20 protein-coding genes are annotated in these 24,366 nt (G+C 64.1%); 11 read left to right on the plus strand and 9 right to left on the minus strand.

The window, feature by feature from the left end; all coding sequences use genetic code 11:
• Window positions 1-49: 49 nt before the first annotated feature.
• On the minus strand, window positions 50-868 hold the full coding sequence (gene ppsR / locus ABNP31_RS07835; protein WP_024086557.1) for a posphoenolpyruvate synthetase regulatory kinase/phosphorylase PpsR: 819 nt from the start codon (window positions 866-868) through the stop codon (window positions 50-52).
• Between the two features lie 177 nt (window positions 869-1,045).
• Here ppsR and ppsA point away from each other — a divergent pair, with 177 nt between their 5' ends.
• From ppsA to ABNP31_RS07875, 8 genes are all read left to right on the plus strand, one after another.
• A complete protein-coding gene (ppsA, locus tag ABNP31_RS07840; RefSeq protein ID WP_350013166.1) occupies window positions 1,046-3,421 on the plus strand; it encodes a phosphoenolpyruvate synthase in 2,376 nt (791 codons plus the stop codon).
• 102 nt (window positions 3,422-3,523) lie between these two features.
• A complete protein-coding gene (locus tag ABNP31_RS07845) occupies window positions 3,524-4,516 on the plus strand; it encodes an alpha/beta hydrolase (RefSeq protein WP_350013167.1) in 993 nt (330 codons plus the stop codon).
• A gap of 219 nt (window positions 4,517-4,735) precedes the next feature.
• Window positions 4,736-5,227 (plus strand): ribonuclease E activity regulator RraA, encoded by a 492-nt coding sequence (rraA, locus tag ABNP31_RS07850; protein ID WP_021785500.1) that lies wholly within the window; start codon window positions 4,736-4,738, stop codon window positions 5,225-5,227.
• 27 nt (window positions 5,228-5,254) lie between these two features.
• A complete protein-coding gene (locus tag ABNP31_RS07855; RefSeq protein WP_075044192.1) occupies window positions 5,255-6,250 on the plus strand; it encodes a zinc transporter ZntB in 996 nt (331 codons plus the stop codon).
• Window positions 6,251-6,464: 214 nt separating this feature from the next.
• Entirely contained in the window at window positions 6,465-6,737 is a 273-nt protein-coding gene (locus ABNP31_RS07860; protein ID WP_004376140.1) for a hypothetical protein, read from the plus strand.
• A gap of 2 nt (window positions 6,738-6,739) precedes the next feature.
• On the plus strand, window positions 6,740-7,564 hold the full coding sequence (locus ABNP31_RS07865; protein WP_004376138.1) for a mechanosensitive ion channel family protein: 825 nt from the start codon (window positions 6,740-6,742) through the stop codon (window positions 7,562-7,564).
• A gap of 112 nt (window positions 7,565-7,676) precedes the next feature.
• Window positions 7,677-8,243 carry an RNA polymerase sigma factor SigX gene (gene sigX, locus ABNP31_RS07870; protein ID WP_003248665.1) on the plus strand — a complete coding sequence of 189 codons (567 nt, stop codon included), beginning with the start codon at window positions 7,677-7,679 and terminating at the stop codon, window positions 8,241-8,243.
• A gap of 111 nt (window positions 8,244-8,354) precedes the next feature.
• The gene (locus ABNP31_RS07875; protein ID WP_004376136.1) at window positions 8,355-9,392 is read left to right on the plus strand and encodes an OmpA family protein; all 1,038 of its coding nucleotides are present in this window, start codon (window positions 8,355-8,357) and stop codon (window positions 9,390-9,392) included.
• 182 nt (window positions 9,393-9,574) lie between these two features.
• On the opposite strand, the gene cobA is transcribed toward ABNP31_RS07875, so the two are convergent.
• The 5 genes from cobA to ABNP31_RS07900 form a co-directional block, all read right to left on the minus strand.
• A complete protein-coding gene (cobA, locus tag ABNP31_RS07880; RefSeq protein WP_085589385.1) occupies window positions 9,575-10,315 on the minus strand; it encodes a uroporphyrinogen-III C-methyltransferase in 741 nt (246 codons plus the stop codon).
• A gap of 27 nt (window positions 10,316-10,342) precedes the next feature.
• Window positions 10,343-12,013, minus strand: coding sequence for a bifunctional protein-serine/threonine kinase/phosphatase (locus ABNP31_RS07885; protein WP_350013168.1), 1,671 nt, complete (start codon window positions 12,011-12,013; stop codon window positions 10,343-10,345).
• A 9-nt stretch (window positions 12,014-12,022) separates the two neighbouring features.
• Window positions 12,023-13,234, minus strand: a complete 1,212-nt coding sequence (locus tag ABNP31_RS07890; protein ID WP_085589389.1) for a nitrate/nitrite transporter — start codon at window positions 13,232-13,234, stop codon at window positions 12,023-12,025.
• 306 nt (window positions 13,235-13,540) lie between these two features.
• Window positions 13,541-14,116 (minus strand): ANTAR domain-containing response regulator, encoded by a 576-nt coding sequence (locus ABNP31_RS07895; protein ID WP_025338289.1) that lies wholly within the window; start codon window positions 14,114-14,116, stop codon window positions 13,541-13,543.
• Between the two features lie 12 nt (window positions 14,117-14,128).
• Window positions 14,129-15,343 (minus strand): CmpA/NrtA family ABC transporter substrate-binding protein, encoded by a 1,215-nt coding sequence (locus ABNP31_RS07900; protein WP_085664969.1) that lies wholly within the window; start codon window positions 15,341-15,343, stop codon window positions 14,129-14,131.
• 278 nt (window positions 15,344-15,621) lie between these two features.
• On the opposite strand from ABNP31_RS07900, the gene ABNP31_RS07905 reads away from it, so the two are divergent.
• Complete coding sequence (locus tag ABNP31_RS07905; protein WP_350013169.1) at window positions 15,622-16,644, plus strand: quinone-dependent dihydroorotate dehydrogenase; 1,023 nt, start codon at window positions 15,622-15,624, stop codon at window positions 16,642-16,644.
• A gap of 150 nt (window positions 16,645-16,794) precedes the next feature.
• Here the strand turns inward: ABNP31_RS07905 and rmf are convergent, their stop codons facing one another.
• Complete coding sequence (gene rmf / locus ABNP31_RS07910; protein ID WP_003248687.1) at window positions 16,795-17,010, minus strand: ribosome modulation factor; 216 nt, start codon at window positions 17,008-17,010, stop codon at window positions 16,795-16,797.
• 561 nt (window positions 17,011-17,571) lie between these two features.
• Here rmf and rlmKL point away from each other — a divergent pair.
• Both rlmKL and ABNP31_RS07920 read left to right on the plus strand, forming a co-directional pair.
• Window positions 17,572-19,764 carry a bifunctional 23S rRNA (guanine(2069)-N(7))-methyltransferase RlmK/23S rRNA (guanine(2445)-N(2))-methyltransferase RlmL gene (gene rlmKL, locus ABNP31_RS07915; protein ID WP_085664970.1) on the plus strand — a complete coding sequence of 731 codons (2,193 nt, stop codon included), beginning with the start codon at window positions 17,572-17,574 and terminating at the stop codon, window positions 19,762-19,764.
• 94 nt (window positions 19,765-19,858) lie between these two features.
• Entirely contained in the window at window positions 19,859-22,249 is a 2,391-nt protein-coding gene (locus tag ABNP31_RS07920) for a sensor domain-containing diguanylate cyclase (RefSeq protein WP_085664971.1), read from the plus strand.
• A 128-nt stretch (window positions 22,250-22,377) separates the two neighbouring features.
• Here the strand turns inward: ABNP31_RS07920 and dacB are convergent, their stop codons facing one another.
• Together dacB and ABNP31_RS07930 are read right to left on the minus strand one after the other, a co-directional pair.
• Entirely contained in the window at window positions 22,378-23,835 is a 1,458-nt protein-coding gene (gene dacB, locus ABNP31_RS07925) for a D-alanyl-D-alanine carboxypeptidase/D-alanyl-D-alanine endopeptidase (RefSeq protein ID WP_046616276.1), read from the minus strand.
• Window positions 23,836-24,021: 186 nt separating this feature from the next.
• Entirely contained in the window at window positions 24,022-24,366 is a 345-nt protein-coding gene (locus tag ABNP31_RS07930) for a YggL family protein (RefSeq protein WP_004376110.1), read from the minus strand.

Genomic DNA, 24,366 nt, shown 5'->3' on the forward strand with positions numbered 1-24,366 from the left:
GTGAGGTCCCTGTGGGAGCGGGCGTGCCCGCGAAGAGGCCGGTACAGGCTTACTTGAACCTGCGCTCCACCCCTTTCTCTACCAGAATCTTCGCCGAAATCTCCTCCACCGAAAAATGCGTGGAATTGATGTTGGGAATGTTCTCCCGGCGGAACAGGTTTTCCACCTCGCGCACTTCGAACTCGCACTGGGCAAAGCTGGAATAGCGGCTGTTGGGCTTGCGCTCGTGGCGGATGGCGGTGAGGCGGTCGGGGTCGATGGTCAGGCCGAACAGCTTGTTGTGGTGCTTTTTCAGCACCGCCGGCAGCTGCAGGCGCTCCATGTCGTCCTCGGTCAGCGGGTAGTTGGCGGCGCGGATGCCGAATTGCATGGCCATGTACAGGCAGGTGGGGGTCTTGCCGCAGCGCGATACGCCTACCAGGATCAGGTCGGCCTTGTCGTAGTAGTGGGTGCGCGCGCCATCGTCGTTGTCCAGGGCGAAATTCACCGCCTCGATACGTTCCATGTAGTTGGAATTGCCGCCGATCGAGTGCGACTTGCCGACGGAATACGACGAATGGGCAGTCAATTCTTGTTCAAGCGGGGACAAAAACGAAGAAAAGATGTCGATCATGAAGCCATTCGAAGTAGCCAGGATCTCACGGATGTCCTGATTGACGATGGTGTCGAAGATGATCGGGCGTACACCATCGCGCTCGGCCGCGGCGTTGATCTGCTGGACCATGGTCCGCGCCTTTTCCGGCGAATCGATGTAGGGACGGGTGAATTTATTGAACGGAATGCTCTCGAATTGAGCGAGCAGACTCTGGCCCAGGGTTTCGGCAGTGATGCCGGTGCCGTCGGAGATGAAGAACGCGGTTCGTTTCATTTGCGATCTGGGCCTTAAGCTGATGACGTTTCTTGGATATGATAAGTTCGGTTTGCCGAATGCGGCTGTCGGCATTCTCACTTATTTTCCAGGTACAGGCCACAAGCGTCCGGCCAAGTCAACGAAGGCAGGCGGGCGCCCTTGAGCTTTTCCAATACAGTTAGTGGAGAGATCACCTTGGTAGAGTACGTAGTTTCCCTCGATAAGCTCGGCGTCCATGATGTGGAGCATGTGGGGGGCAAGAACGCATCCCTGGGCGAGATGATCAGCAACCTCGCAGGTGCTGGTGTATCGGTGCCGGGCGGCTTTGCCACTACGGCGCAGGCGTACCGCGATTTTCTCGAACAGAGTGGTCTCAACGACCGTATCCACGCCGCGCTCGACGCACTCGACGTGGATGACATCAACGCCCTGACCAAGACCGGCGCGCAGATTCGCCAGTGGGTCATGGAAGCCGACTTCCCGGCCCGCCTGGATTCGGAAATCCGTACGGCCTTCGCCGAAATGGCTGCCGGCAACGACAACATGGCAGTTGCCGTGCGTTCCTCGGCCACCGCCGAAGACCTGCCGGACGCCTCGTTCGCCGGCCAGCAGGAAACCTTCCTCAACATCCGCGGCGTCGACAACGTGATCCGCGCGGCCAAGGAAGTGTTCGCCTCGCTGTTCAACGACCGTGCCATCGCCTACCGCGTGCACCAGGGCTTCGACCACAAGCTGGTGGCCCTGTCCGCCGGCGTGCAACGCATGGTCCGTTCCGAAACCGGCACCGCCGGCGTCATGTTCACCCTCGACACCGAGTCGGGCTTCCGCGACGTGGTGTTCATCACCGGCGCCTACGGCCTGGGCGAAACCGTGGTGCAGGGTGCGGTCAACCCTGACGAATTCTACGTGCACAAGAACACCCTGCAGGCAGGCCGCCCGGCCATCCTGCGCCGCAACCTGGGCAGCAAGGCGATCAAGATGGTCTACGGCGAAGAAGCCAAGGCCGGCCGTTCGGTCAAGACCGTCGAAGTGGACCGCGCCGAGCGCGCGCGCTTCTGCCTGACCGATGCCGAGGTCAGCGAGCTGGCCAAGCAGGCCATGATCATCGAGAAGCACTACCAGCGCCCGATGGACATCGAATGGGCCAAGGACGGTGACGATGGCAAGCTGTACATCGTCCAGGCGCGCCCCGAGACGGTGAAGAGCCGCTCCAGCGCCAACGTCATGGAACGCTACCTGCTCAAAGAGAAGGGCACCGTACTGGTCGAAGGCCGTGCCATTGGCCAGCGCATCGGCGCCGGCAAGGTCCGCGTGATCAACGATGTGTCCGAGATGGACAAGGTCCAGCCGGGCGACGTGCTGGTCTCCGACATGACCGACCCGGACTGGGAACCGGTGATGAAGCGCGCCAGCGCCATCGTCACCAACCGTGGCGGGCGTACCTGCCACGCGGCGATCATCGCCCGTGAGCTGGGCATCCCGGCCGTGGTCGGTTGCGGCAACGCCACCCAGGTGCTGAAAGACGGCCAGGGTGTGACCGTGTCCTGTGCCGAAGGCGATACCGGTTTCATCTTCGAGGGCGAGCTGGGCTTCGACGTCAAGCAGAACTCGGTCGACGCCATGCCTGACCTGCCGTTCAAGATCATGATGAACGTCGGCAACCCGGACCGTGCGTTCGATTTCGCCCAGCTGCCCAACGCCGGTGTCGGCCTGGCGCGCCTGGAGTTCATCATCAACCGCATGATCGGCGTGCACCCCAAGGCACTGCTGAACTACGCCGGCCTGCCAGCCGACCTGAAGGACAGCGTCGACAAGCGTATCGCCGGCTACAACGACCCGGTAGGCTTCTATGTCGAGAAGCTGGTCGAGGGCATCAGCACCCTGGCTGCGGCCTTCTACCCGAAAAAGGTCATCGTGCGCCTGTCGGACTTCAAGTCCAACGAGTACGCCAACCTGATCGGCGGCAAGCTGTACGAGCCGGAAGAAGAAAACCCGATGCTGGGCTTCCGTGGCGCTTCGCGTTACATCAGCGAAGCGTTCCGTGACTGCTTCGAACTCGAGTGCCGTGCGCTCAAGCGCGTGCGCAACGAAATGGGCCTGACCAACGTCGAGATCATGGTGCCGTTCGTGCGTACCTTGGGCGAAGCCAGCCAGGTCGTCGACCTGCTTGCTGAAAACGGCCTGGCCCGCGGCGACAACGGCCTGCGCGTGATCATGATGTGCGAACTGCCGTCCAACGCCATCCTCGCCGAAGAGTTCCTGGAATACTTCGACGGCTTCTCGATCGGCTCCAACGACCTGACCCAGCTGACCCTGGGCCTGGACCGTGACTCGGGCATCATCGCCCACCTGTTCGACGAGCGTAACCCTGCGGTGAAGAAGCTGCTGGCCAACGCCATTGCCGCGTGCAACAAGGCTGGCAAGTACATCGGCATCTGCGGCCAGGGCCCGTCGGACCACCCGGACCTGGCCAAGTGGCTGATGGAACAGGGCATCGACAGCGTGTCGCTGAACCCGGACTCGGTACTCGAAACCTGGTTCTACCTGGCCGAAGGGCAGGGCGCGGTCTGATGCAGTAAAACGCGGGGGTACGTCTGGCGTACCCCCGCCTGGTTTTTTCCAGGGCGAGCTCCAGCAATGGATCCCGCCCTTTTTTGTGCACCAAGCAACCTTATGCAAAGCAGCAGCACTCTATTCCCCGTGGCCCTGCTCAGTGCCGAACGCCGCGGCGACCTCAGCGAAGACGTGTACCGGATCAAGGCCGGCAACAGCCCTGACCCCAGCGTCGAGCTGGCTGTCACCCGCCTGGGGCTGGCCGATCAGGGCCAGCCCCAGGGCGTGCCGGTCATTCTCCTGCACGGCAGCTTCTCCAACCGCCGCTTCTGGTACTCGCCCAAAGGGATTGGCCTGGGGGCCTATCTCGCCCGCGCCGGCTTCGATGTGTGGATCCCGGAAATGCGCGGCCACGGCCTGTCGCCACGCAACCATGACTGGAAGCACAACAGCGTTGCCGCCTATGCCCGCGATGACCTGCCGCTGATTGCCGCGTTCGTGCGCGAGCAATCGGGCCAGGCGCCGCACTGGGTCGGCCATTCCCTGGGTGGTACGACCCTGGCGGCAGCGCTGGGCGGTGGCTTTCTGCCTGCCGAGCAGGTGGCCAGCGTGGCGCTGTTCGGTACCCAGATCAGCCGCGTCTACTGGCCGTTGAAAGTGCCGCCGCTGGCCTGGGGGGCGAAGCTGCTGCTCAAGCGCTGGGGGCAGATTTCCGGGCCGCGTTTCAAGCGTGGGCCGGAGGATGAGCCGATCGGCCTGGCCCTGGAGAGCATGCGCTGGCATGGCCTGTTCGGGCGCTTTGGCGACAGGCAGAGCGACTGGTGGGCGGGGCTGGCCGAGGTGGATGTGCCGCTGCTGGCGGTGGCGGGTGCGGGGGACTTCCAGGACCCGGTGTGGGCCTGCCGCAAGCTGTTCGAGCAATTGGGCGGTGAGCGCAAGCAGTTTCTGCGGCTGGGGCTCGAGGAAGGCTTCGAGGCTTTCGGGCATGTCGACATGCTGGTGAGCAAGGCCGCGCAGGTGCAGGTGTGGCCGCTGGTGGAGCGTTGGCTGCGGGATCCGCTGGTGCCGGTGCATGAATCCACGGTGGTGGCGGAGCCTGTGCCCGTCGGTTGAATGGGTTGCGCCTGTGCTGGCCTCTTCGCGGGTAAACCCGCTCCCACAGGAATTCCACAGGGCTCGAGTGCAGTGAGGACCCTGTGGGAGCGGGTTTACCCGCGAAGAGGCCGGTACAGGCAAAACACAACTGACTGCTTGGTCCCGGATGACTGCAATGGGCTCTACGGTGTAGCCTTGGCCGATACCCGCTTTCGTTGTGACTGACAGGAGCTTCCCATGCAGCATTACGTTACGCCCGACCTGTGTGATGCCTACCCGGACCTGGTGCAGGTGCTGGAACCGATGTTCAGCAATTTCGGCGGCCGCGATTCGTTCGGCGGCCAGATCGTCACCATCAAGTGCTTCGAAGACAACTCGCTGGTCAAGGAGCAGGTCGAACTCGATGGCAAGGGCAAGGTCCTGGTCGTCGATGGTGGTGGCTCGCTGCGCCGCGCACTGCTCGGCGACATGCTCGCCGAGAAGGCTGCCAAGAACGGTTGGGAAGGCCTGGTGATCTACGGCTGCGTGCGTGACGTCGACGTGCTGATCCAGACCGACGTCGGCGTGCAGGCCCTGGCCAGTCACCCGATGAAGACCGACAAGCGCGGCATCGGCGACCTCAACGTGGCAGTGACCTTCGCCGGGGTGACCTTCCGCCCGGGCGAGTACGTGTATGCCGACAACAATGGCGTGCTGGTCTCGCCAAGCCCGCTGAAAATGCCGGAGTGATGCGCCGCCCGCGCTGATGGAGCTTTGATGTTCGAGGAAGACAACGCGCAGTGGGGGCTGGTACACGCCCTGGTGCTCGATGGCAAAGGTGGCGCGCGCTCGATTGCCCGTACCGAGCTGGACGACCTGCAGCTGCAACCCGAGCAGAGCCTGTGGCTGCACTGGGACCGCAGCCATCCGCAAACCCGCACCTGGCTGCTGCACGACAGCGGCCTGAGCGCGTTCGCCTGCGAGCTGCTGCTGGAAGAAAACACCCGGCCGCGCCTGCTGCCCCTGGCCGATGAACAGTTGTTGCTGTTCCTGCGTGGGGTCAACCTCAACCCGGGTGCAGAGCCTGAAGACATGGTCTCGGTGCGCATCTTCGCCGAGGCGCAGCGAGTCATCTCGCTGCGCCTGCGGCCGTTGCGCGCCAGTGACGAGATTCTCCAGCAGCTCGAAGAGGGCAGGGGCCCGAAATCGGCTTCCGAGCTGTTGCTGCTGATGGGCGAACTGCTGACCGAAAAGGTCCAGGGCCTGGTCAGCGACCTGTCCGAACTGGTCGACCTGGAAGAAGAAAAGGTCGAATCCGACGAACGGTACACTCCAGAGAATGGTTGCCTGCAGCAGATCCGCCGGCGTGCCGCCGGTCTGCGGCGTTTCCTGGCTCCGCAGCGGGAGATCTACGCCCAGCTGTCGCGCAGCAAATGGAGCTGGTTCGTCGATGCCGACGCCGATTACTGGAACGAGCTGAACAACAGCCTGATCCGCTACCTCGAAGAGCTGGAACTGACCCGCGAGCGTGCCGCCCTGGTGCTGGAAAGCCAGGATCGCCGGCGCAGCGAGCGCATGAACCGCACCATGTACCGCTTCGGCATCATCACCTGCATCTTCCTGCCCATGAGCTTCATCACCGGGCTGCTGGGAATCAATGTCGGCGGCATCCCGGGGGCGGAAAACCCCTATGGCTTCCTGTTTGCCTGCATCGTCGTGCTGGGGCTGGCGGTGGGGCAGTGGTGGCTGTTCCGGCGGTTGCGGTGGGTATAGATGCTCATTGACCTGCACCGGCCCTATCGCCGGCAAGCCAGCTCCCACAGGTGCACCACAGGTTTCAAGGCTTGTGGTACCCCTGTGGGAGCTGGCTTGCCGGCGATAGGGCCAGTGCAGGCAAGCGCCATTCATTTTGAAACACTCGTCCCAATGCGATGTGTGACCCATCGACCGGCCATCTCGTCTCTGACTGACACTGCGCGAGGTGCCCATGCACGATCCGTTTGAAGAATCCCTGCGCGACCTGCTCAAGGCGTCACCCTCCGGCAATGACCGGGACGACCGGGACGACGCCGCTTGCCTGGGTCGCGTGCTGAAAACCGCCAACCGCCAGGTTGGCGCGGGCGATCTGTTCAGCCTGCTTGGCCGCTGGAGCCAGGCGCTGCTGATCGCCGTGAACAATGGCGCGGCGCATGTTGCGCCGGTGCGTCGACACTCTTCCCGCAACGCTGCCAACGGCAGCAAAGCAGATAAGGCCGATTGAATATGGAACTCGATCTCTGGACCCAGAGCCTGGTCACCGCCATGACTGCCCTTTGGACCAAGGTAGCGAACTTCATCCCCAACCTGTTCGGCGCGCTGGTCGTGGTGCTGCTCGGTTTCGTGGTGGCCAAGCTGCTCGACACGCTGCTGTCCAAACTGCTGGCCAAGTTCGGCCTGGACCGCCTGATGGCCGGCACCGGCCTGACCAAGATGCTCGGCCGGGTCGGCATCCAGGTGCCGATCTCCACCTTGATTGGCAAGATCGTCTACTGGTTCGTGCTGCTCATCTTCCTGGTCTCGGCCGCCGAGTCGCTGGGCCTGGAGCGGGTCTCGGCAACCCTCGACATGCTTGCCCTGTACCTGCCGAAGGTGTTCGGCGCAGCCTTGGTGCTGCTGGCTGGCGTGCTGCTGGCCCAGGTGGCAAACGGCCTGGTACGCGGCGCAGCCGAAGGCATCGGCCTGGAATACTCGGCAGGCCTGGGGCGTATCACCCAGGGCCTGGTGATCATCATCAGCATCTCGGTGGCCATCAGCCAGCTGGAGGTGAAAACCGACCTGCTGAACCATGTGATCGTGATCGGGCTGATTACCGTTGGTCTGGCCGTTGCGTTGGCAATGGGCCTGGGCAGCCGCGAAATCGCCGGGCAGATCCTGGCCGGCATCTACGTGCGCGAGCTGTACCAGGTGGGCCAGCAGGTGCGGATTGGCGAGGTCGAAGGGCATATCGAGGAGATCGGTACGGTCAAGACGACGCTGCTGACCGATGATGGCGAACTGGTATCGCTGTCCAATCGTGAGCTGCTTGAACAGCGAGTCAATAGCCGCTAACCGCACAAAGCTGTTAATGTATGCCGCCGCGAAAATCGACCCACGGGGTCGCGCGGCGACATTGACCTGACTGTCGGCCAGATCCGTTTTGAATAAAGTTCATTCGCCGCCCATGCGTTATGACCCCCGCGAGCTCACCGACGAAGAGTTGGTGGCGCGTTCGCATGAGGAGCTGTACCACGTTACCCGCGCCTATGAAGAGCTCATGCGGCGCTACCAACGGACCCTGTTCAACGTCTGTGCGCGTTATCTGGGGAACGACCGTGACGCGGACGATGTCTGTCAGGAAGTCATGTTGAAAGTGCTGTACGGGCTGAAGAACTTCGAGGGTAAGTCCAAGTTCAAGACCTGGCTCTACAGCATCACCTACAACGAATGCATTACCCAGTACCGCAAGGAGCGCCGTAAACGTCGGTTGATGGATGCCTTGAGTCTGGACCCTGTTGAAGAGGCGTCCGAAGACAAGGCTCCAAAGCCGGAAGAAAAAGGCGGGCTGGACAAGTGGCTGGTGCATGTGAACCCGATTGACCGGGAAATCCTGGTGCTGCGTTTTGTCGCAGAGCTGGAGTTTCAGGAAATTGCCGACATCATGCACATGGGCCTGAGCGCGACAAAAATGCGCTACAAGCGCGCGCTAGACAAGCTTCGGGAGAAATTTGCCGGCCTCGATGAAACTTAGTGGCGTGCAAATATCTCTAACGAACCGGCGAGTTCTGCTAGACTTGCCGTCGAGTTGTCCCCCTTGTTTGTGGTGGGACTGCTTAACTATCACCAGATGGGGATTTAACGGATGAAATTGAAAAACACCTTGGGCTTGGCCATTGGCTCGCTCGTCGCTGCTACTTCGTTCGGCGTTCTGGCTCAAGGCCAAGGCGCTGTGGAAATCGAAGGCAACGTTACCAAGCAGTACTACGACAGCGAACGTAACTTCAAGAACGACGGCACCAATCCTGGTGTTCGCCTGGGCTACTTCCTGACCGACGACGTTTCCCTGGACCTCGGCTACAACGAGACCCACAACGCTCGTGGTGAAGTCTTCAACAAAGACATCAAAGGTTCCAAGGCCAAGCTCGACGCCACCTACCACTTCGGTACCGTGGGCGACGCTCTGCGTCCGTACGTTTCCGCCGGTTTCGCTCACGAGAGCCTGGGCCAGGCCACTCGTAGCGGCCGCGACCACTCCACCTTCGCCAACGTTGGCGCTGGCGCCAAGTGGTACATCACCGACATGTTCTTCGCCCGTGCTGGCGTAGAAGCCATGTACAACATCGACAACGGCAACACCGAGTGGGGCCCGACCGTTGGTGTTGGTCTGAACTTCGGCGGTAGCCCGAAGCAAGCTGAAGTCGCTCCGGCTCCAGTTGCCGAAGTGTGCTCCGACTCCGACAACGACGGCGTTTGCGACAACGTCGACAAGTGCCCAGACACCCCAGCCAACGTTACCGTTGACGCTGATGGCTGCCCGGCAGTTGCCGAAGTCGTTCGCGTTGAGCTGGACGTCAAGTTCGACTTCGACAAGTCGGTCGTCAAGCCAAACAGCTACGGCGACATCAAGAACCTGGCTGACTTCATGAAGCAGTACCCACAGACCACCACCACCGTGGAAGGTCACACTGACTCCGTCGGCCCAGACGCTTACAACCAGAAGCTGTCCGAGCGTCGTGCCAACGCTGTCAAGCAGGTCCTGACCCAGCAGTACGGCGTGGAATCCAGCCGTGTTGACTCGGTTGGCTACGGCGAAACCCGTCCGGTTGCCGACAACGCCACCGAAGAAGGCCGCGCTGTCAACCGTCGCGTTGAAGCTCAGGTAGAAGCCCAGGCCAAGTAATTGGTTTGAAGCTTCATGAAAAACCCGGCCTCGGCCGGGTTTTTCTTTGCCTGGGATTTGTGTGGTGTGTGCCGGCCCTTTCGCGGGTAAACCCGCTCCCACAGGTTCGCCGCACCCTTCAGGTCATGCACAATCCCTGTGGGAGCGGGTTTACCCGCGAAAGGGCCGGCGCAGGCAGCGCATCATCCAGCAATTGCCACCAATTCCTGAACCACCTGTTCCCCAACCACCTCCCCAATCACCAAAATCGCCGGGCTACGCAAGCCAAACCCCCGCGCATCCTCGACCATCCCCCGCACATCGCTCCTGCACTCCCGCTGCTGCGGCAACGAGGCATTTTCGATCATCGCCACCGGCGTCGCCGGTGCCATGCCCCCGTCCAGCAACCCTTGGCGCACCTGCTCCAGCCTGGCCACGCCCATGTACACCACCAGCGTCGTCCCGCCCTGGGCCAAGGCCGCCCAGTTCAGTTCGCTGTCGTCCTGGGTATGTGCCGTGACCAGCGTCACGCCCCGGCTCACACCCCGTGAGGTCAGGGAAATCCCGCATTGCGTGGCGCCAGCCAGGCCGGCGGTGATGCCGTTGACCACTTCCACCTCGATGCCATGCCCCTGCAGCCACAGCGCCTCTTCACCACCACGGCCGAAGATGCACGGGTCGCCGCCCTTGAGCCGGACCACGCAGCGTCCTTGCCGCGCATGGCGCAGCATCAGGCGCTGGATGAATGCCTGCGGCGTGGAGCGGCAGCCGCCGCGCTTGCCCACGGCAATCACCCGGGCCTGCGGGCAATGCTCCAGCACCGCCGGGTTGACCAGGTCGTCGATCATCACCACAGCGGCTTGCTGCAATGCGCGTACAGCCTTGAGGGTGAGCAGTTCGGGGTCGCCAGGACCAGCACCAACCAGCCAGACTTTCGCATTCATCAGGGTTTCCTCATCGGCAAGGTGCGTTCAGCCCTTGAGCAGGGTGAGCAGCAATATCAGGTTGAACAGCAAGGACAGCAGGGCCAGGGTGCGCCAGACCTTCAACGGTTCGCGCTCCAGCAACGGCCGTGGCCGGCTGGGCAGTTCCTGGTGGTCGCCACGCTCGAGCAGCAGCAACCAGTGTTCGGCGGTTTCGAAGCGCTGCGCCGGGTCCGCTGCCAGTGCCTGGTGCAGGTTGTGCTGCAGCCATTCCGGCAGGTCGGGGCGGTAGCGCGCGGCGTTGACCGGCTGGCCGAAGCGCGGGCGCTGGAAAGCCTCCACTTCGCCGTAGGGGTAATGCCCGGTCAGCAGGTGATACAGCGTCACGCCCACGGCATACAGGTCCTGGCGTGGGCTGGGCGGCTGGCCGTCGAACGCTTCCGGGGCAATGTATGACGGCGTGCCCGGCAACTCGTGCAGCGGGTCTTCGGACAGCCCCGGGCAGTAGGCCAGGCCGAAGTCCAGCAGGCGCAGCTGGCCATCGCTGCCCAGGTGCAGGTTCTCTGGCTTGATGTCGCGGTGCAGCAGGTTGCGCCGGTGCAGTACGCCGACCGCTTGCAGCAGCTGCCGGGCCAGCTCCAGCCACTGCGGCATGGGTAGCGGGCCGTGCTCGGCCAGCAGCGCTGCCAGGCTCTGGCCGGGGTATTCGCGCATCACGTAGTACAGGTGCTGGCGCTGGCTGGCGGTGTGCAGTTCGGGGAAGTGCCGGCCAGCGACCCGGCGCAGAAACCATTCTTCCAGCAACAGCCCTTGCGCCGCGCCGGGCTCCTGCTCGCGTGCGGCGGGCAGGGTCTTCAGCAGCCAGGCTTGGCCCTGGGCATCGCGCACCCGGTACAGCAGCGACTGGCGGCTTTGCGAAAGCAGCTTTTCGGCTTGCCAGCCATCGATTACCTGGCCTTCACGCAGCGGGCCGGGCACTGGCCATTGCTGCAGTTGCGCCAAGGTGTCGCCCAGGTTGGCCGTGCCCAGTTGCTCGACCTGCACCAGCAAGGCACTGGCGTTGTCCTGGCTGCCGTTCAGGTGCGCGCTGGCGACCAGGGTGTCGACGGCCAGTTGCAGGTCGGGTTGCTCGCGCAGCACCGCCTGGATGTGCTGGTCGCCCAGGCTGGCCCATACGCCATCGCTCAACAGCAGGAAGCTCTCGCCCGGCTGCAGCTCACCTTCCAGATAATCCACCAGCAGGTGCTGGTCCAGGCCCAGCGCGCGTTTCAGCACATGCTGCATGCCTGGCTGGTCCCATACATGGTCTTCGCTCAGGCATTGCAGGCGCCCAGCGTGCCAGCGGTACACGCGGCAGTCACCCACGTGGGCCAGGGTAAAGCGCCGGCCACGCAGCACCAGCGCGCTGAGGGTGGTCAGCAGTGGCTGGCCACTGCCTTGGGCGCGCAACCAGCGGTTCTGCGCCAGCAGCAGGCGGTCGAGTGCCTGGGCCACGCTCCAGGTCGCGGGGGTGGCGTAGTAGTCCAGGGCCAGCGCCTGCAGGCTGGCGCGGGCTGCCAGGCCGCCATCGGCACATTGGCTGACGCCGTCGGCGAGGGCGAACAGGTAGCCTTTGCTGGCGGCCAGCTCCGGCGCCGGGGTAACCAGGCGCAGGGCGTCCTGGTTTTCCTCGCGCGGCCCGGTGGCGCTGGCCTGGGCAAAGTTCAGTTGCAGGCTCATGGCTGTGCCTCAGACCCGCGCCGCGGTAACCGCAGCCGAGCCCCAGGTGGTGCGCCAGCGCTGTTTCACGCCGTGCAGGCCGAACCAGGCCAGCAAGCCCAGGCTGGCGAACAGCCACAGCCCCAGCTGGTAGTCACCGGTGTGCTGCTTGATGGTGCCAAGCCCGGCGGCCAGCAGGAAGCCTCCGATGCCGCCGGCCATGCCGATCAGCCCGGTCATCACGCCGATCTCCTGACGGAAGCGTTGCGGTACCAGCTGGAACACCGCGCCATTGCCGGCCCCCAGGCCGAGCATGGCGCTGACGAACAGGGCCAGTGCGGCGGCGGCGCTAGGCAGGTTGAAGCCGACTGCAGCGATGCAGATGGCCGCCACACTGTACATGCCCAGCAGGGTGCGAATGCCGCCGAAGCGGTCGGCCAGAGCGCCGCCGAGCGGGCGCATCAGGCTGCCGGCGAACACGCAGGCAGCGGTGTAGTAGCCAGCGGTGACCGGGCTCAGGCCATACTGATCGCTGAAATAGCCGGGCAGGGCGCTGGCCAGGCCGATGAAGCCGCCGAAGGTGACGCTGTAGAAGAACATGAACCACCAGCTGTCACGGTCACCCAGGGCCTTGAGGTAGTCGGCCATGGCTTTTGGCTTGGGCCGCTGCGGAGCATTGCGTGCCAGCAGGGCGAACACCAACAGCGCCAGCGACAGCGGGACCAGCGCGAAGCCGAACACATTGTTCCAGCCAAAGCCCGCAGCCAGCGCCGGGGCCAGCAGGGCGGCGAACACCGTGCCGGAGTTGCCGGCACCGGCAATGCCCATGGCTTTGCCTTGGTGCTGTGGCGGGTACCACTGCGAGGCCAGCGGCAGTGACACGGCGAACGAGGCACCGGCAAAGCCGAGGAACACGCCCAGCAGCAGCGCTTGTTCATAGCTGTGCACGCCCAGGTGCCAGGCAGCGGCGAGGGCGATGATGACCACCACCTGGCCGATCAGCCCTGCGGTCTTGGGCGAAAGGCGGTCGACCAGCACGCCCATGGCAAAGCGCAGGATCGCCCCGGCCAGGATCGGCGTGGCCACCATCAGGCCCCGTTGTTGTGCACTCAGCTGCAGATCGGCGGCAATCTGCACCGCCAGTGGGCCAAGCAGGTACCAGACCATGAAGCTGAGGTCGAAGTACAGGAACGCGGCGAACAGCGTGGGCACATGCCCGGATTTCCAGAAGCTGGTACTCATCGAACACCTCACTCGGCAATGCAACGGAACGAAAAAGACGCCGCTACCCGCTCCACGTGGGTGGAGGGGAGAGCGACGTCTTTGTCGGGATCAAGTGGGCAACCGCCGTTGGCTACCGGTGATATTTGTTCAGCAAGAGATGGGCCAACTCTGAGAAGTTGCAGTCCCCTTGTAGGAGCGGCCTTGTGTCGCGATGGGCTGCGCAGCAGCCCCAGGATCTCAGCTTCGCGGCAGAGATTGCCGGGGCTGCTGCGCAGCCCATCGCGACACAAGGCCGCTCCTACAGGGACCGCGTGAAGCAGGTTGCTAGCCCAGCATCTCGTGCATGGCAATGATCTGCTCGGCCACCTGAATCAGCTTCTGCTGCCGGCTCATGGCCTGGCGGCGCATCAGGGTGTAAGCCTGTTCTTCGTTGCAGTCCTTCATCTTCATCAGCAAACCCTTGGCCTGCTCGATGCGCTTGCGCTCGGCCAGTTGCTGGTCGCGCGCAAGCAGCTGCGCCTTCAGCGCCTGGTCGCTTTCGAAGCGGGCCATGGCCACGTCCAGGATCGGTTGCAGCCGCGCGGCATGAATGCCTTCGACGATGTAGGCGCTGACCCCTGCCTGGATCGCCTGGCGCATCACCCCAGGGTCGTGCTCGTCGGTGAACAGCACGATCGGCCGCGGCTGGTCACGACTGACCAGGACCACCTGTTCCATCACATCGCGGTCCGGTGAGTCGGTATCGATCAGCACCACGTCCGGGCGCACCGTTTCGACGCAGGCGGGCAGGTCGATGGTCAGGTCCGGGGCTTCGATGACCTCGAAGCCGGCCTCGCTCAAGGCCGCCTTGAGGCGGCCGAGTTTGCTCTGGGTGTCGTCGATCAGCAGGATGCGCAACATGAATGGTCCCCCTCACGCGCCGACACGGGCATCAGGCAGGTCGCCCAGTGCATGCAGGCTGAAACTGCGGGCATAACCGTAGGGGTCACTGCCGTCCCAGCGGCTGCCATCGATCAGCAGGCTGCTGCGCATCGGCTGCTCGGGGCAGGCCACGCCGAGGCTTTGTGCCGCCTCGCCATACAGTGCCAGCTGCTGGACCTGGCGGGCCACGCCGAGGTAGTCGGGGTCGTCGCGCAGCAGGCCCCAGCGGCGGAACTGGGTCATGAACCACATGCCGTCGGACAGGTACGGCAGGTTGGCCCGGCCATGATCGTGCAGGCGCAGGGCGTGCGGGTCTTGCCAGTGGTTGCCCAGGCCGTCGTGGTAGCTGCCGAGCAGGCGTGGTTCGATACTTGCCAGCGGGGTGGCCAGGTAGGCGCTGCCGCTGAGCAGTTGCGCAGTGCTGCGGCGGTTCTCCGGGCTTTGCTCGATGAAGCGGCTGGCAGCGAGGACCGCCTTGATCAGCGCGCGGGCGCTGTTGGGGTATTGCTCGGCAAAGGCGCGGGCGCAGGCCAGGACCTTTTCCGGGTGGTCCGGCCAGATCGACTGGCTGGTGGCCAGGGTGAAGCCCTGGCCCGTGGCTACGGCATCGGCAGCCCAGGGTTCGCCCACGCAGAAGCCGTCGATGCGCCCGGCCTGGATATGCGCGGCCATCTGCGCTGGTGGTACCACCACGCTGTCGACGTCGCGCAATGGGTGGATGCCCTGGCTGGCCAGCCAGTAATACAGCCACATGGCGTGGGTGCCGGTGGGGAAGGTCTGGGCGAAGGTGAGGCGTGCGCCATGCTGGTGCACCAGGCGCGCCAATGCTTCAGGGTTGGTCACGCCTTTGCGCTGCAGGGCCGGGGACAGGTTTATGGCCTGGGCGTTCTGGTTCAGCCCCATGAGCACGGCCATGGCGCTGGCCGGTACACCGCCGATGCCCAGGTGCACGGCGTACACCAGGCCATACAGGCAGTGCGCGGCATCCAGCTCGCCGCTGACCAGCTTGTCGCGCAGCCCGGCCCAGGAGCCCTGGCGCTTGAGGTTGAGGGTAAGGCCGTGCTGCTGGGCGAAGCCCTGGGTGGCGGCGACTACCACCGAGGCGCAGTCGGTCAGGGCCATGTAGCCGATGTTCAGGCTGGGCTTTTCCGGCGCGTCGCTGCCGTTGACCCAGGCCAGGGGCGTTGCTCGGGGTACAGTGTTCACAAGGTTCCTCGCCCGTACTGATAAGGCTGTGGGCTTTTCCGGTGCAACCGATGTGCCATCTGGCAGCCTCCCTGTGGAGCAACTGCCTTGTGCCGCCTGCATTGGCCTCATCGCCGGCAAGCCAGCTCCCACAGATACAGCACAGGTCAGCCCTTGTGTTGTTCCTGTGGGAGCTGGCTTGCCGGCGATGGGCTGCGCAGCAGCCCCACGATTTGCTGTCATGCCGGCCTCGCGCTGGCTATAATCGCCCCCTCATTCACCCCGAGCCTTGCCCGCCCATGTATACCCTGGCCCGCCAGCTGCTGTTCAAGCTTTCCCCGGAAACCTCCCACGACCTGTCCCTGGACCTGATCGGCGCCGGTGGCCGTCTTGGCCTCAACGGCATGCTGTGCAAGCAGCCGGCGGCTTTGCCGGTTACGGTCATGGGCTTGAACTTCGCCAACCCGGTGGGCCTGGCGGCCGGCCTGGACAAGAACGGCGCGGCCATCGACGGTTTCGCCCAGCTGGGCTTCGGCTTCGTCGAAATCGGCACCGTCACCCCGCGCCCACAGCCGGGCAACCCCAAGCCGCGGCTGTTCCGCCTGCCGGAGGCAACGGCCATCATCAACCGCATGGGTTTCAACAACCTGGGCGTTGATCACCTGCTCGGCCGGGTGCGGGCTGCGCGTTACAACGGCGTGCTGGGCATCAACATCGGCAAGAATTTCGACACCCCGGTGGAGCGTGCCGTCGATGACTACCTGATCTGCCTGGACAAGGTGTACACCGACGCCAGTTACATCACGGTCAACGTCAGTTCGCCAAACACCCCGGGCCTGCGCAGCCTGCAGTTCGGCGATTCGCTCAAGCAGCTGCTCGATGCCCTGGCCGAGCGCCGCGAGCAACTGGCCGGCACGCATGGCAAGCGCGTACCTCTGGCAATCAAGATTGCCCCGGACATGCGCGACGAAGAAACCACCCTGGTGGCCGCCGCGCTGATGGAGTCGGGCATGGATGCGGTGATCGCCACCAACACCACGCTGGGGCGTGAAGGTGTCGAAGGGTTGCCGTACGGTGGCGAGGCGGGCGGCCTGTCGGGCGCGCCGGTGCTGGAGAAGAGCACCCATATCGTCAAGGTGCTGGCGGGCGAGCTGGGCGGCAAGCTGCCGATCATTGCCGCTGGCGGCATTACCGAAGGCCGCCATGCCGCCGAGAAGATCGCTGCCGGGGCGAGCCTGGTGCAGATTTATTCGGGCTTCATTTACAGAGGGCCAGCGTTGATTCGCGAGGCGGTGGACGCTATCGCTGCGATGCCGCGGTGACCTGGCCGTCCCATTCGCGGGCGAGCCCGCGAAGAAGCCAGCGCGGATATGGATTCGAAGTCATAAAAAAGGGCCCCATCAAGGGGCCCCTGGGCCTTCGCCCGCCGCCCGGATAGGGCGTGCATGGTAAATCGAATTCAGTGTCCTCGTTCAGCCAACGGCGTGATTTTCGTTGAGTCTATGGATGCCAGCGGTGCCAGTCATTCCGTCCCAGTTATCACCGCGACCTTCACGCCAGCCGTTGATCCAGGCTTGGCGAACAGAAGGAAGATTGAAGGGGCAAAGTTCGCGGGATTTGCCGGTGACCCCGTATTGGTAGCCACGTGAATATGCTCTTTCCAACGGATCACGCTTAAGTCTTCTCATAGGGTGTTGCCCTCACTTGTTGACTGTAATGTCCCGTCGGCCTCTCCGAGGCCGGGCAGAGTCTTTCTGCCGGTGTGCGCTCGCTGCCGGCGTGGCGAGCTGAAAGTGCCACCTCGTTGCGAAGTGGCCTGAGACCAGTTCTATCGAATGCGAGTCACCGTGTGAATGATCGATTTGTCATAAGCACGTAACCTTTCCAAGGGTGAGGGGATAAGTAAATAAATGCGACTCAACCTTGTTTAGCGTTGAGGCCGCTATGATCAGGCTTTGCCGATCATTGACGTCATTTCGCCAGCGTTTCTCGCGGATGACAGAAATAATTTGAAATGCGACGAAGGGTCACATCGGCCCCGGTATCGCCAGAATTTTTCGTACTGCCTGATGATCTAAGCTGTCTTTGCCACTGGGCCAAGCACAGATCGGTCAGGCGGCCCGGCCTTTCACCGCGCGCGCGCGTGCCGGGAAAGGCCACCCGCACGCCTGCTGGAAAGGTGTGCGGGCAAACATCGCGGGGCGATGCGTCGCCCCGTCAGTCAAATAGCCCAAGGCGCTGGATTACTCATGTCGGACCGTTTCGAACTTTACCTCACCTGCCCCAAAGGCCTGGAAGGCCTGCTTGCCGAAGAGGCGCGGGGCCTCGGCCTGGATGACGTGCGCGAGCACACCTCGGCCATTCGCGGCGCCGCCGACATGGAAACCGCCTACCGCCTGTGCCTGTGGTCACGTCTGGCCAACCGGGTGCTCCTGGTACTCAAGCGCTTCTCCATGAAGAACGCCGACGACCTCTACGACGGTGTGCATGCGGTCGACTGGGCCGATCACCTGGCAGCCGATGGCACCCTGGCGGTGGAGTTCAGCGGCCATGGCTCGGGCATCGACAACACTCACTTCGGTGCGCTGAAGGTCAAGGACGCGATCGTCGACAAGCTGCGCAACCGCGAAGGCCTGCGCCCGTCGGTGGAAAAGATCGACCCTGATGTGCGCGTGCACCTGCGCCTGGACCGTGGCGAAGCCATTCTCTCCCTCGACCTTTCCGGGCACAGCCTGCACCAGCGTGGCTACCGCCTGCAGCAAGGTGCCGCGCCGCTGAAGGAAAACCTGGCGGCGGCGGTGCTGATCCGCGCCGGCTGGCCGCGCATTGCCGCCGAAGGTGGCGCGCTGGCCGACCCGATGTGCGGTGTGGGTACCTTCCTGGTCGAAGCGGCGATGATCGCCGCCGATATCGCGCCCAACCTCAAGCGTGAACGCTGGGGCTTCAGTGCCTGGCTCGGCCATGTACCGGCGTTGTGGCGCAAGGTGCATGACGAGGCGCAGGCGCGGGCACAGGTCGGCCTGGCCAAGCCACCACTGTGGATCCGTGGCTACGAGGCCGACCCGCGGCTGATCCAGCCAGGCCGCAACAACGTCGAGCGTGCCGGCCTGGGCGACTGGGTGAAGATCTACCAGGGCGAAGTCAGCACCTTCGAGCCGCGCCCGGACCAGAACCAGAAAGGCCTGGTCATCAGCAACCCGCCCTATGGCGAGCGCCTGGGTGACGAAGCCAGCCTGCTGTACCTCTACCAGAACCTCGGCGAGCGCCTGCGCCAGGCCTGCATGGGCTGGGAGGCGGCGGTATTCACTGGCGCGCCGCAGTTGGGCAAGCGCATGGGCATTCGCAGCCACAAGCAGTACGCGTTCTGGAACGGCGCCTTGCCGTGCAAGCTGCTGCTGTTCAAGGTGCAGCCCGACCAGTTCGTTACCGGCGAGCGCCGCGAGGCGCAGCCTGAAGGCGCGGAAAGCCGCCAGCAGGCAGCACCGGCCAGCGAGCCGGCGCGCCTGTCGGAAGGGGCGCAGATGTTCGCCAACCGCCTGCAGAAAAACCTCAAGCAACTGGGCAAGTGGGCCCGCCGCGAGCAGGTCGATTGCTACCGCCTGTACGATGCCGACATGCCCGAGTACGCCTTGGCGGTCGACCTGTACCAGGATTGGGTGCACGTGCAGGAATACGCCGCGCCACGTTCGGTCGACCCGGACAAGGCCCAGGCACGCCTGCTCGACGCGCTGGCAGCCATCCCGCAGGCCCTGGGCATTTCGCCGCAGCGTGTGGTGCTCAAGCGTCGCGAGCGGCAGAGCGGCACGCGCCAGTACGAGCGCCAGGCAACCGAAGGCCGCTTCCAGGAAGTGAACGAAGGCGGCGTCAAGCTGCTGGTCAACCTCACCGACTACCTCGACACCGGCCTGTTCCTCGACCATCGCCCGATGCGCATGCGCATCCAGCGCGAAGCAGCCGGCAAGCGCTTCCTCAACCTGTTCTGCTACACCGCCACGGCCACCGCGCATGCGGCCAAGGGCGGCGCGCGCAGCACCACCAGCGTCGACCTGTCGAAAACCTACCTGGACTGGGCGCGGCGCAACCTGGCGCTCAATGGCTTCTCCGAGCGCAACCGCCTGGAGCAGGGCGATGTGATGGCCTGGCTGGAGGGCAACCGCGACAGCTACGACCTGATCTTCATCGACCCGCCAACCTTCTCCAACTCCAAGCGCATGGAAGGCGTGTTCGACGTGCAGCGTGACCACGTGCAGCTGCTGGACCTGGCCATGGCCCGCCTGGCGCCGGGTGGCGTGCTGTATTTCTCCAACAACTTCCGCAAGTTCCAGCTGGACGAGCACCTGATGGCGCGTTACGCGGTGGAGGAAATCACGGCCCAGACCCTGGACCCGGACTTCGCCCGCAATAACCGTATCCATCGCGCCTGGCGTCTGCAGCTTCGTTGAGGCGACGAGGTACATTGCGCGGCTAATGGCCAATAGCTATAACTGAGGGCAGGGCAAGATAATCCGCAGGACGCTGACGTGACGAGATGGGTGTATGTCAAAGGGTGGCGTGCGTGCGCGGTTGCTTGGCCTGTGCACAGAGGCGGTGTCCGCCTGGGCGGTGGCCCTGGTCGCCCTGGTCGTGGGCGGCCTGTTGACGGCCGTCCTGGCGTTAGCCACGCAAACCTTCTACAAGCAGCAGCTGCGCCAGCGCTTCGAGCTGCTGGCCAGCGAGCGTTTCAGCCGTATCGCCGAGCGGTTTGACGAACAGCAGCAGCGCCTTGACGGGCTGCGGCGGTTTTTCAGCTTTTCCAACGAAATCACCCCACACGAGTTCGACGGCTACGCCAGGCCATTGCTGCAGCGGACCCTGGCCTACGCCTGGGCGCCGCGTGTCGAGGCCGCGCAACGCGCCGAATTCGAGCGCCAGGCCAGTGCGCATTCCGGCCCGGGCTATGTGATCCGCGACCAGGATGAGCAAGGCCAGTGGCGGCCATCCCCCCAGCGCGACCATTACTTCCCGGTGCTCTATACCCAGTCGGGTGAATTGCCCGGGTTGCCCTATGGGCTGGACCTCGCCGGCCAGGAAGTGCCCCTGGCGGCACTGGCGCGGGCGCTGGGACCGGGCAGCATGGCGGTGTCCGAGCCACTGCCCATGTTCGATACCAGCTCGGATGCGCGTGGCCTGCTGATGGTGGCGCCGGTGTTTTCCGATGCCAACCCCCGCGGCGCGGCAGTGGGCTATGTGATGGCCTTGCTGAGCATGCGTGAGCTGGTCAGTGACGGGCGCCCGGTTTCGGCAGACGATAACCTGGTGGTGCGTATCGTCGACCCCACCGGGCTGCATGGCCCCGAGGTGATGTTCGATTCGCAGAACCCGGTCGCACCCCTGCCGCTGGCCACCAACCAGCTGTTGCACCTGGCTGACCACCACTTCCAGCTGAGTATCCGGCCGAGTCTGGCCTTCGTGCGTGCCAACCGTTCCTCCGCGGTGCTGGCGGTGAGCCTGCTGGGCGGCTTGTTGAGCCTGCTGCTCAGTGTCTTGCTCTACAGCTTGTTCAGCCAGCGCCAGCGCGCCTTGGCCCTGGTCGAGCAGCGCACCGCCGAGTTGCGGGTCAGCGAGCAATCCCTGCGTGGCACCCACAACCAGCTGCGCAGCGTGCTGGATGCCGCAACCCAGGTGGCGATCATCGCCACCAACCTCAAGGGTGTGGTCAGCACCTTCAACGCCGGCGCCGAGCGCATGCTCGGTTACCCCGCCAGTGAGGCGATCGGCCAGCTGCGCCTGGAAGACCTGGTGCTACCCGAGGAGTTGAGCCTGCGTGCCCATGCCTTGAGCCTGCGTTACGGCCGGCCGATTGAAGGTGGCCAGGCCATGTTCGCCGAAACGGTGCAGGAGCATGGCGCCGAGCCGGGGGAATGGACCTTGCTGCGCGCCGATGGCAGCCAACTGGTGGCCAACATGCTGGTCACCGCCATGCTCGATGAACAGGGGTTGTGGATCGGTTACCTGGCGATCTGCATCGATGTCACTGAACGGCGGCGGGTGCATGAGGCGCTGGCAGCGCGTGACCGCCTTCTGGAAAAGCTCAGTGCCGAGGTACCGGGCGGCATCTACCAGTACCGCCTGGATGGCAACGGCCATTCCTGTTTTCCGTACGCCAGCATGGGCCTGTACGACATCTACGAAGTCGACCTGCAGCAGTTGCGCGAGGATGCAACGGCGGTGTTCGAGCGCATCCACCCGGATGACCTGGAGCGCGTGCGCCGCTCGGTGCGTTACTCGGCCGAACACCTGTCGCCCTGGCGCGAGGAATACCGGGTCTGCCTGCCGCGTGCCGGGCTGCGCTGGGTGCGTGGCGAGGCGACACCGGAGGTGGGCGAGCAGGGCTGCACCTTGTGGCATGGCTACCTGACCGACATCTCCGACCTCAAGGGCGTGGAGGAAGAGTTGCGTGCGCTGTCGGTGACCGACTCGCTGACCGGCATCCATAACCGCCGTTACTTCCAGGAGCGGCTCAAGCTCGAACTGGAACGGGCCCAGCGCGATGGCCAGGCACTGGCGGTGATCATGCTCGATATCGATCACTTCAAGCGCATCAACGACCATTTCGGGCATGCCGTCGGCGACCGCGTGCTGCGCAGCCTGTGCCTGCGTATCGGCCAGCGTTTGCGGCGTACCGATGTGTTCTGCCGGCTGGGCGGCGAGGAATTCATGGTGCTGTGCCCGGGCAGCGATGCAGAGCAGGCGCGGCTGTTGGCGCTGGAGCTGTGGCAAGGAGTGCGCAATGTGCCGGTGGAAGGCGTGGGCAGGGTGACCGCGAGTTTTGGTGTGGCGGGCTGGCGACCGGGGGAAGGGGCCGATGCCTTGCTGTTGCGGGCTGATGCAGGCGTGTATGCGGCCAAGCAGGCCGGGCGGGACCGGGTGGAGGGGGAGTTGGCCTGACAGCGTTCAGTTGCCAATGCCGGCCCTTTCGCGGCTAAAGCCGCTCCCACAGGGACATCACAGGTCTTGAACCCTGCACTGTACATAGGAGCGGCTTTAGCCGCGAAGAGGCCGGTACCGGTTAACGATCAGTTGGCCGCTGTGCTGCCGGCCAGTTTCGGCTGGCGGTAAAGGTCCAGCAGCACCTGGTCGAGCACCTGCGAGGCGCCCCACGGTTTCGGATCGTTGAGGATCGCCGCCACCGCCCAGGTATGGCCGTTGCTGTCGCGGCTGAAGCCGGCAATTGCCCGCACGGTGTTCAGCGTGCCGGTCTTGATGTGCCCTTCGCCGGTCATGGCGGTGCGCTTCAGGCGCTTGCGCATGGTGCCGTCCATACCCACCAGCGGCATCGAGCTCATGAACTCGGCGGCATAGGGGCTCTTCCAGGCGGCCTGCAGCATCGCGGCCATCTCCCGGGTGCTGACCCGTTCGGCACGCGACAGGCCGGAGCCGTTTTCCATCACCAGGTGCGGCGCGGTAATGCCTTTCTTCGCCAACCACTGGCGCACCACGCGCTGGGCGGCGCGGGCGTCGTCACCGTCGGCATCGGTGCGGAACTGCGCGCCAAGGCTAAGGAATAGCTGCTGGGCCATGGTGTTGTTGCTGTACTTGTTGATGTCGCGGATCACTTCCACCAGGTCTGGTGAGAAGGCGCGGGCCAGCAGGCGAGCGCCCTTGGGCACGTTCTCGAAGCGGTCGCCACCCTGGATGCTGCCACCCAGCTCGTTCCAGATCGCGCGCACGGCACCGGCGGCGTAGGTTTGGTGGTCGAGCAGCGACAGGTAGGTCTGCGAGTTGCAGCCGTCACCCAGCTGGCCGCTGACCGTTACGCTGATGCCATCGGCCTGCTGCACCGGGTTGTAGCGCACATCACCCGAGCACTGTTTGGAGGCTACCGCCTTGACCTGGTTGTCGATGCGGATGCTGGCAATCGGCGGTTCGACCGCGATGGTGACCTTGCCGCCATCGTTGCGGGCCACGAAGCGCAGGGCCTTGAGGTTGACCAGCAGCGAGTCGGGCTTGACCAGGAACGGCTTGTTCACATCGCCGCCGTCGTCGTTGAACTGCGGCAGGTTGGGCTGCACGAAGTGGCTGCGGTCCAGCACCAGGTCGCCGGTGATGGTGCGCACGCCATTGGCGCGCAGGTCACGCATCAGCAGCCACAGCTTCTCCATGTTCAGTTTCGGGTCGCCGCCACCTTTGAGGTACAGGTTGCCGTTGAGTACACCGTTGCTCAGGGTGCCATCGGTGTAGAACTCGGTTTTCCACTGGAAGGTCGGGCCGAGCAGTTCGAGGGCGGCGTAGGTGGTGACCAGTTTCATGGTCGAGGCCGGGTTGACCGAGACATCGGCATTGAACACGGTCGGTGTGCCGGGGCCGTCCAGCGGCAGCATCACCAGCGACAGGGCAGAATCCTGCAGCTTGTTGGCTTTGAGGGCCTGCTGCACTTTGGCAGGCAGCGTGGTGTTGACGGCGGCGGCCTGGCTGGGCAAGGCGAGTGGCAACAGCAGGCCGGCAAGAACGAGGGGACGAAGCGTTTTGATCATGATCGATAAATACCCTACGGCGAGGGAAAAGGGCATTGGGGCTGTAAGGGATGATGGCCCCAGGGTGAAAGAATACGCATTATGCCCCAAGCGCAGCGACGATGCGCCACGTTCGACGGAAAAGCACCCCCAATAAAAAAGGCCACCCCTTGGGGTGGCCTTTTCAGCGATCGAGCCGGGCCGGTATTACTCGGCCTTGTTGATCGGCTTTTCCGGGTACCAGGCGTCCAGCAGCGGGCTGACTTCGATCTTGGTCAGTTCGCTACGGCCTTTGAGCCAGGCTTCAACGGCTGCACGCTGTTCTTCGCTGACCGAGCCACGTTTGACCGAGCACACCAGGCCGAAATCGTCACCGCCTACATAGTCCAGGCCGTTGGCGTCCATGGCTTCTGCCAGGAACGCGTCGAGGAAAGCATCGATTGCCTGGTCATCCAGATCTTCCTTGAATTCCAGGTTCAGCTCGAAGCCCAATTCCTGAAACTCGTCGACACACAGCTTCTTGCGCAGACGACGGGAGCGGTTTGTGGCCAT

It is taken from the genome of Pseudomonas asiatica, assembly GCF_040214835.1.
Classification (GTDB): domain Bacteria; phylum Pseudomonadota; class Gammaproteobacteria; order Pseudomonadales; family Pseudomonadaceae; genus Aquipseudomonas; species Aquipseudomonas putida_Z.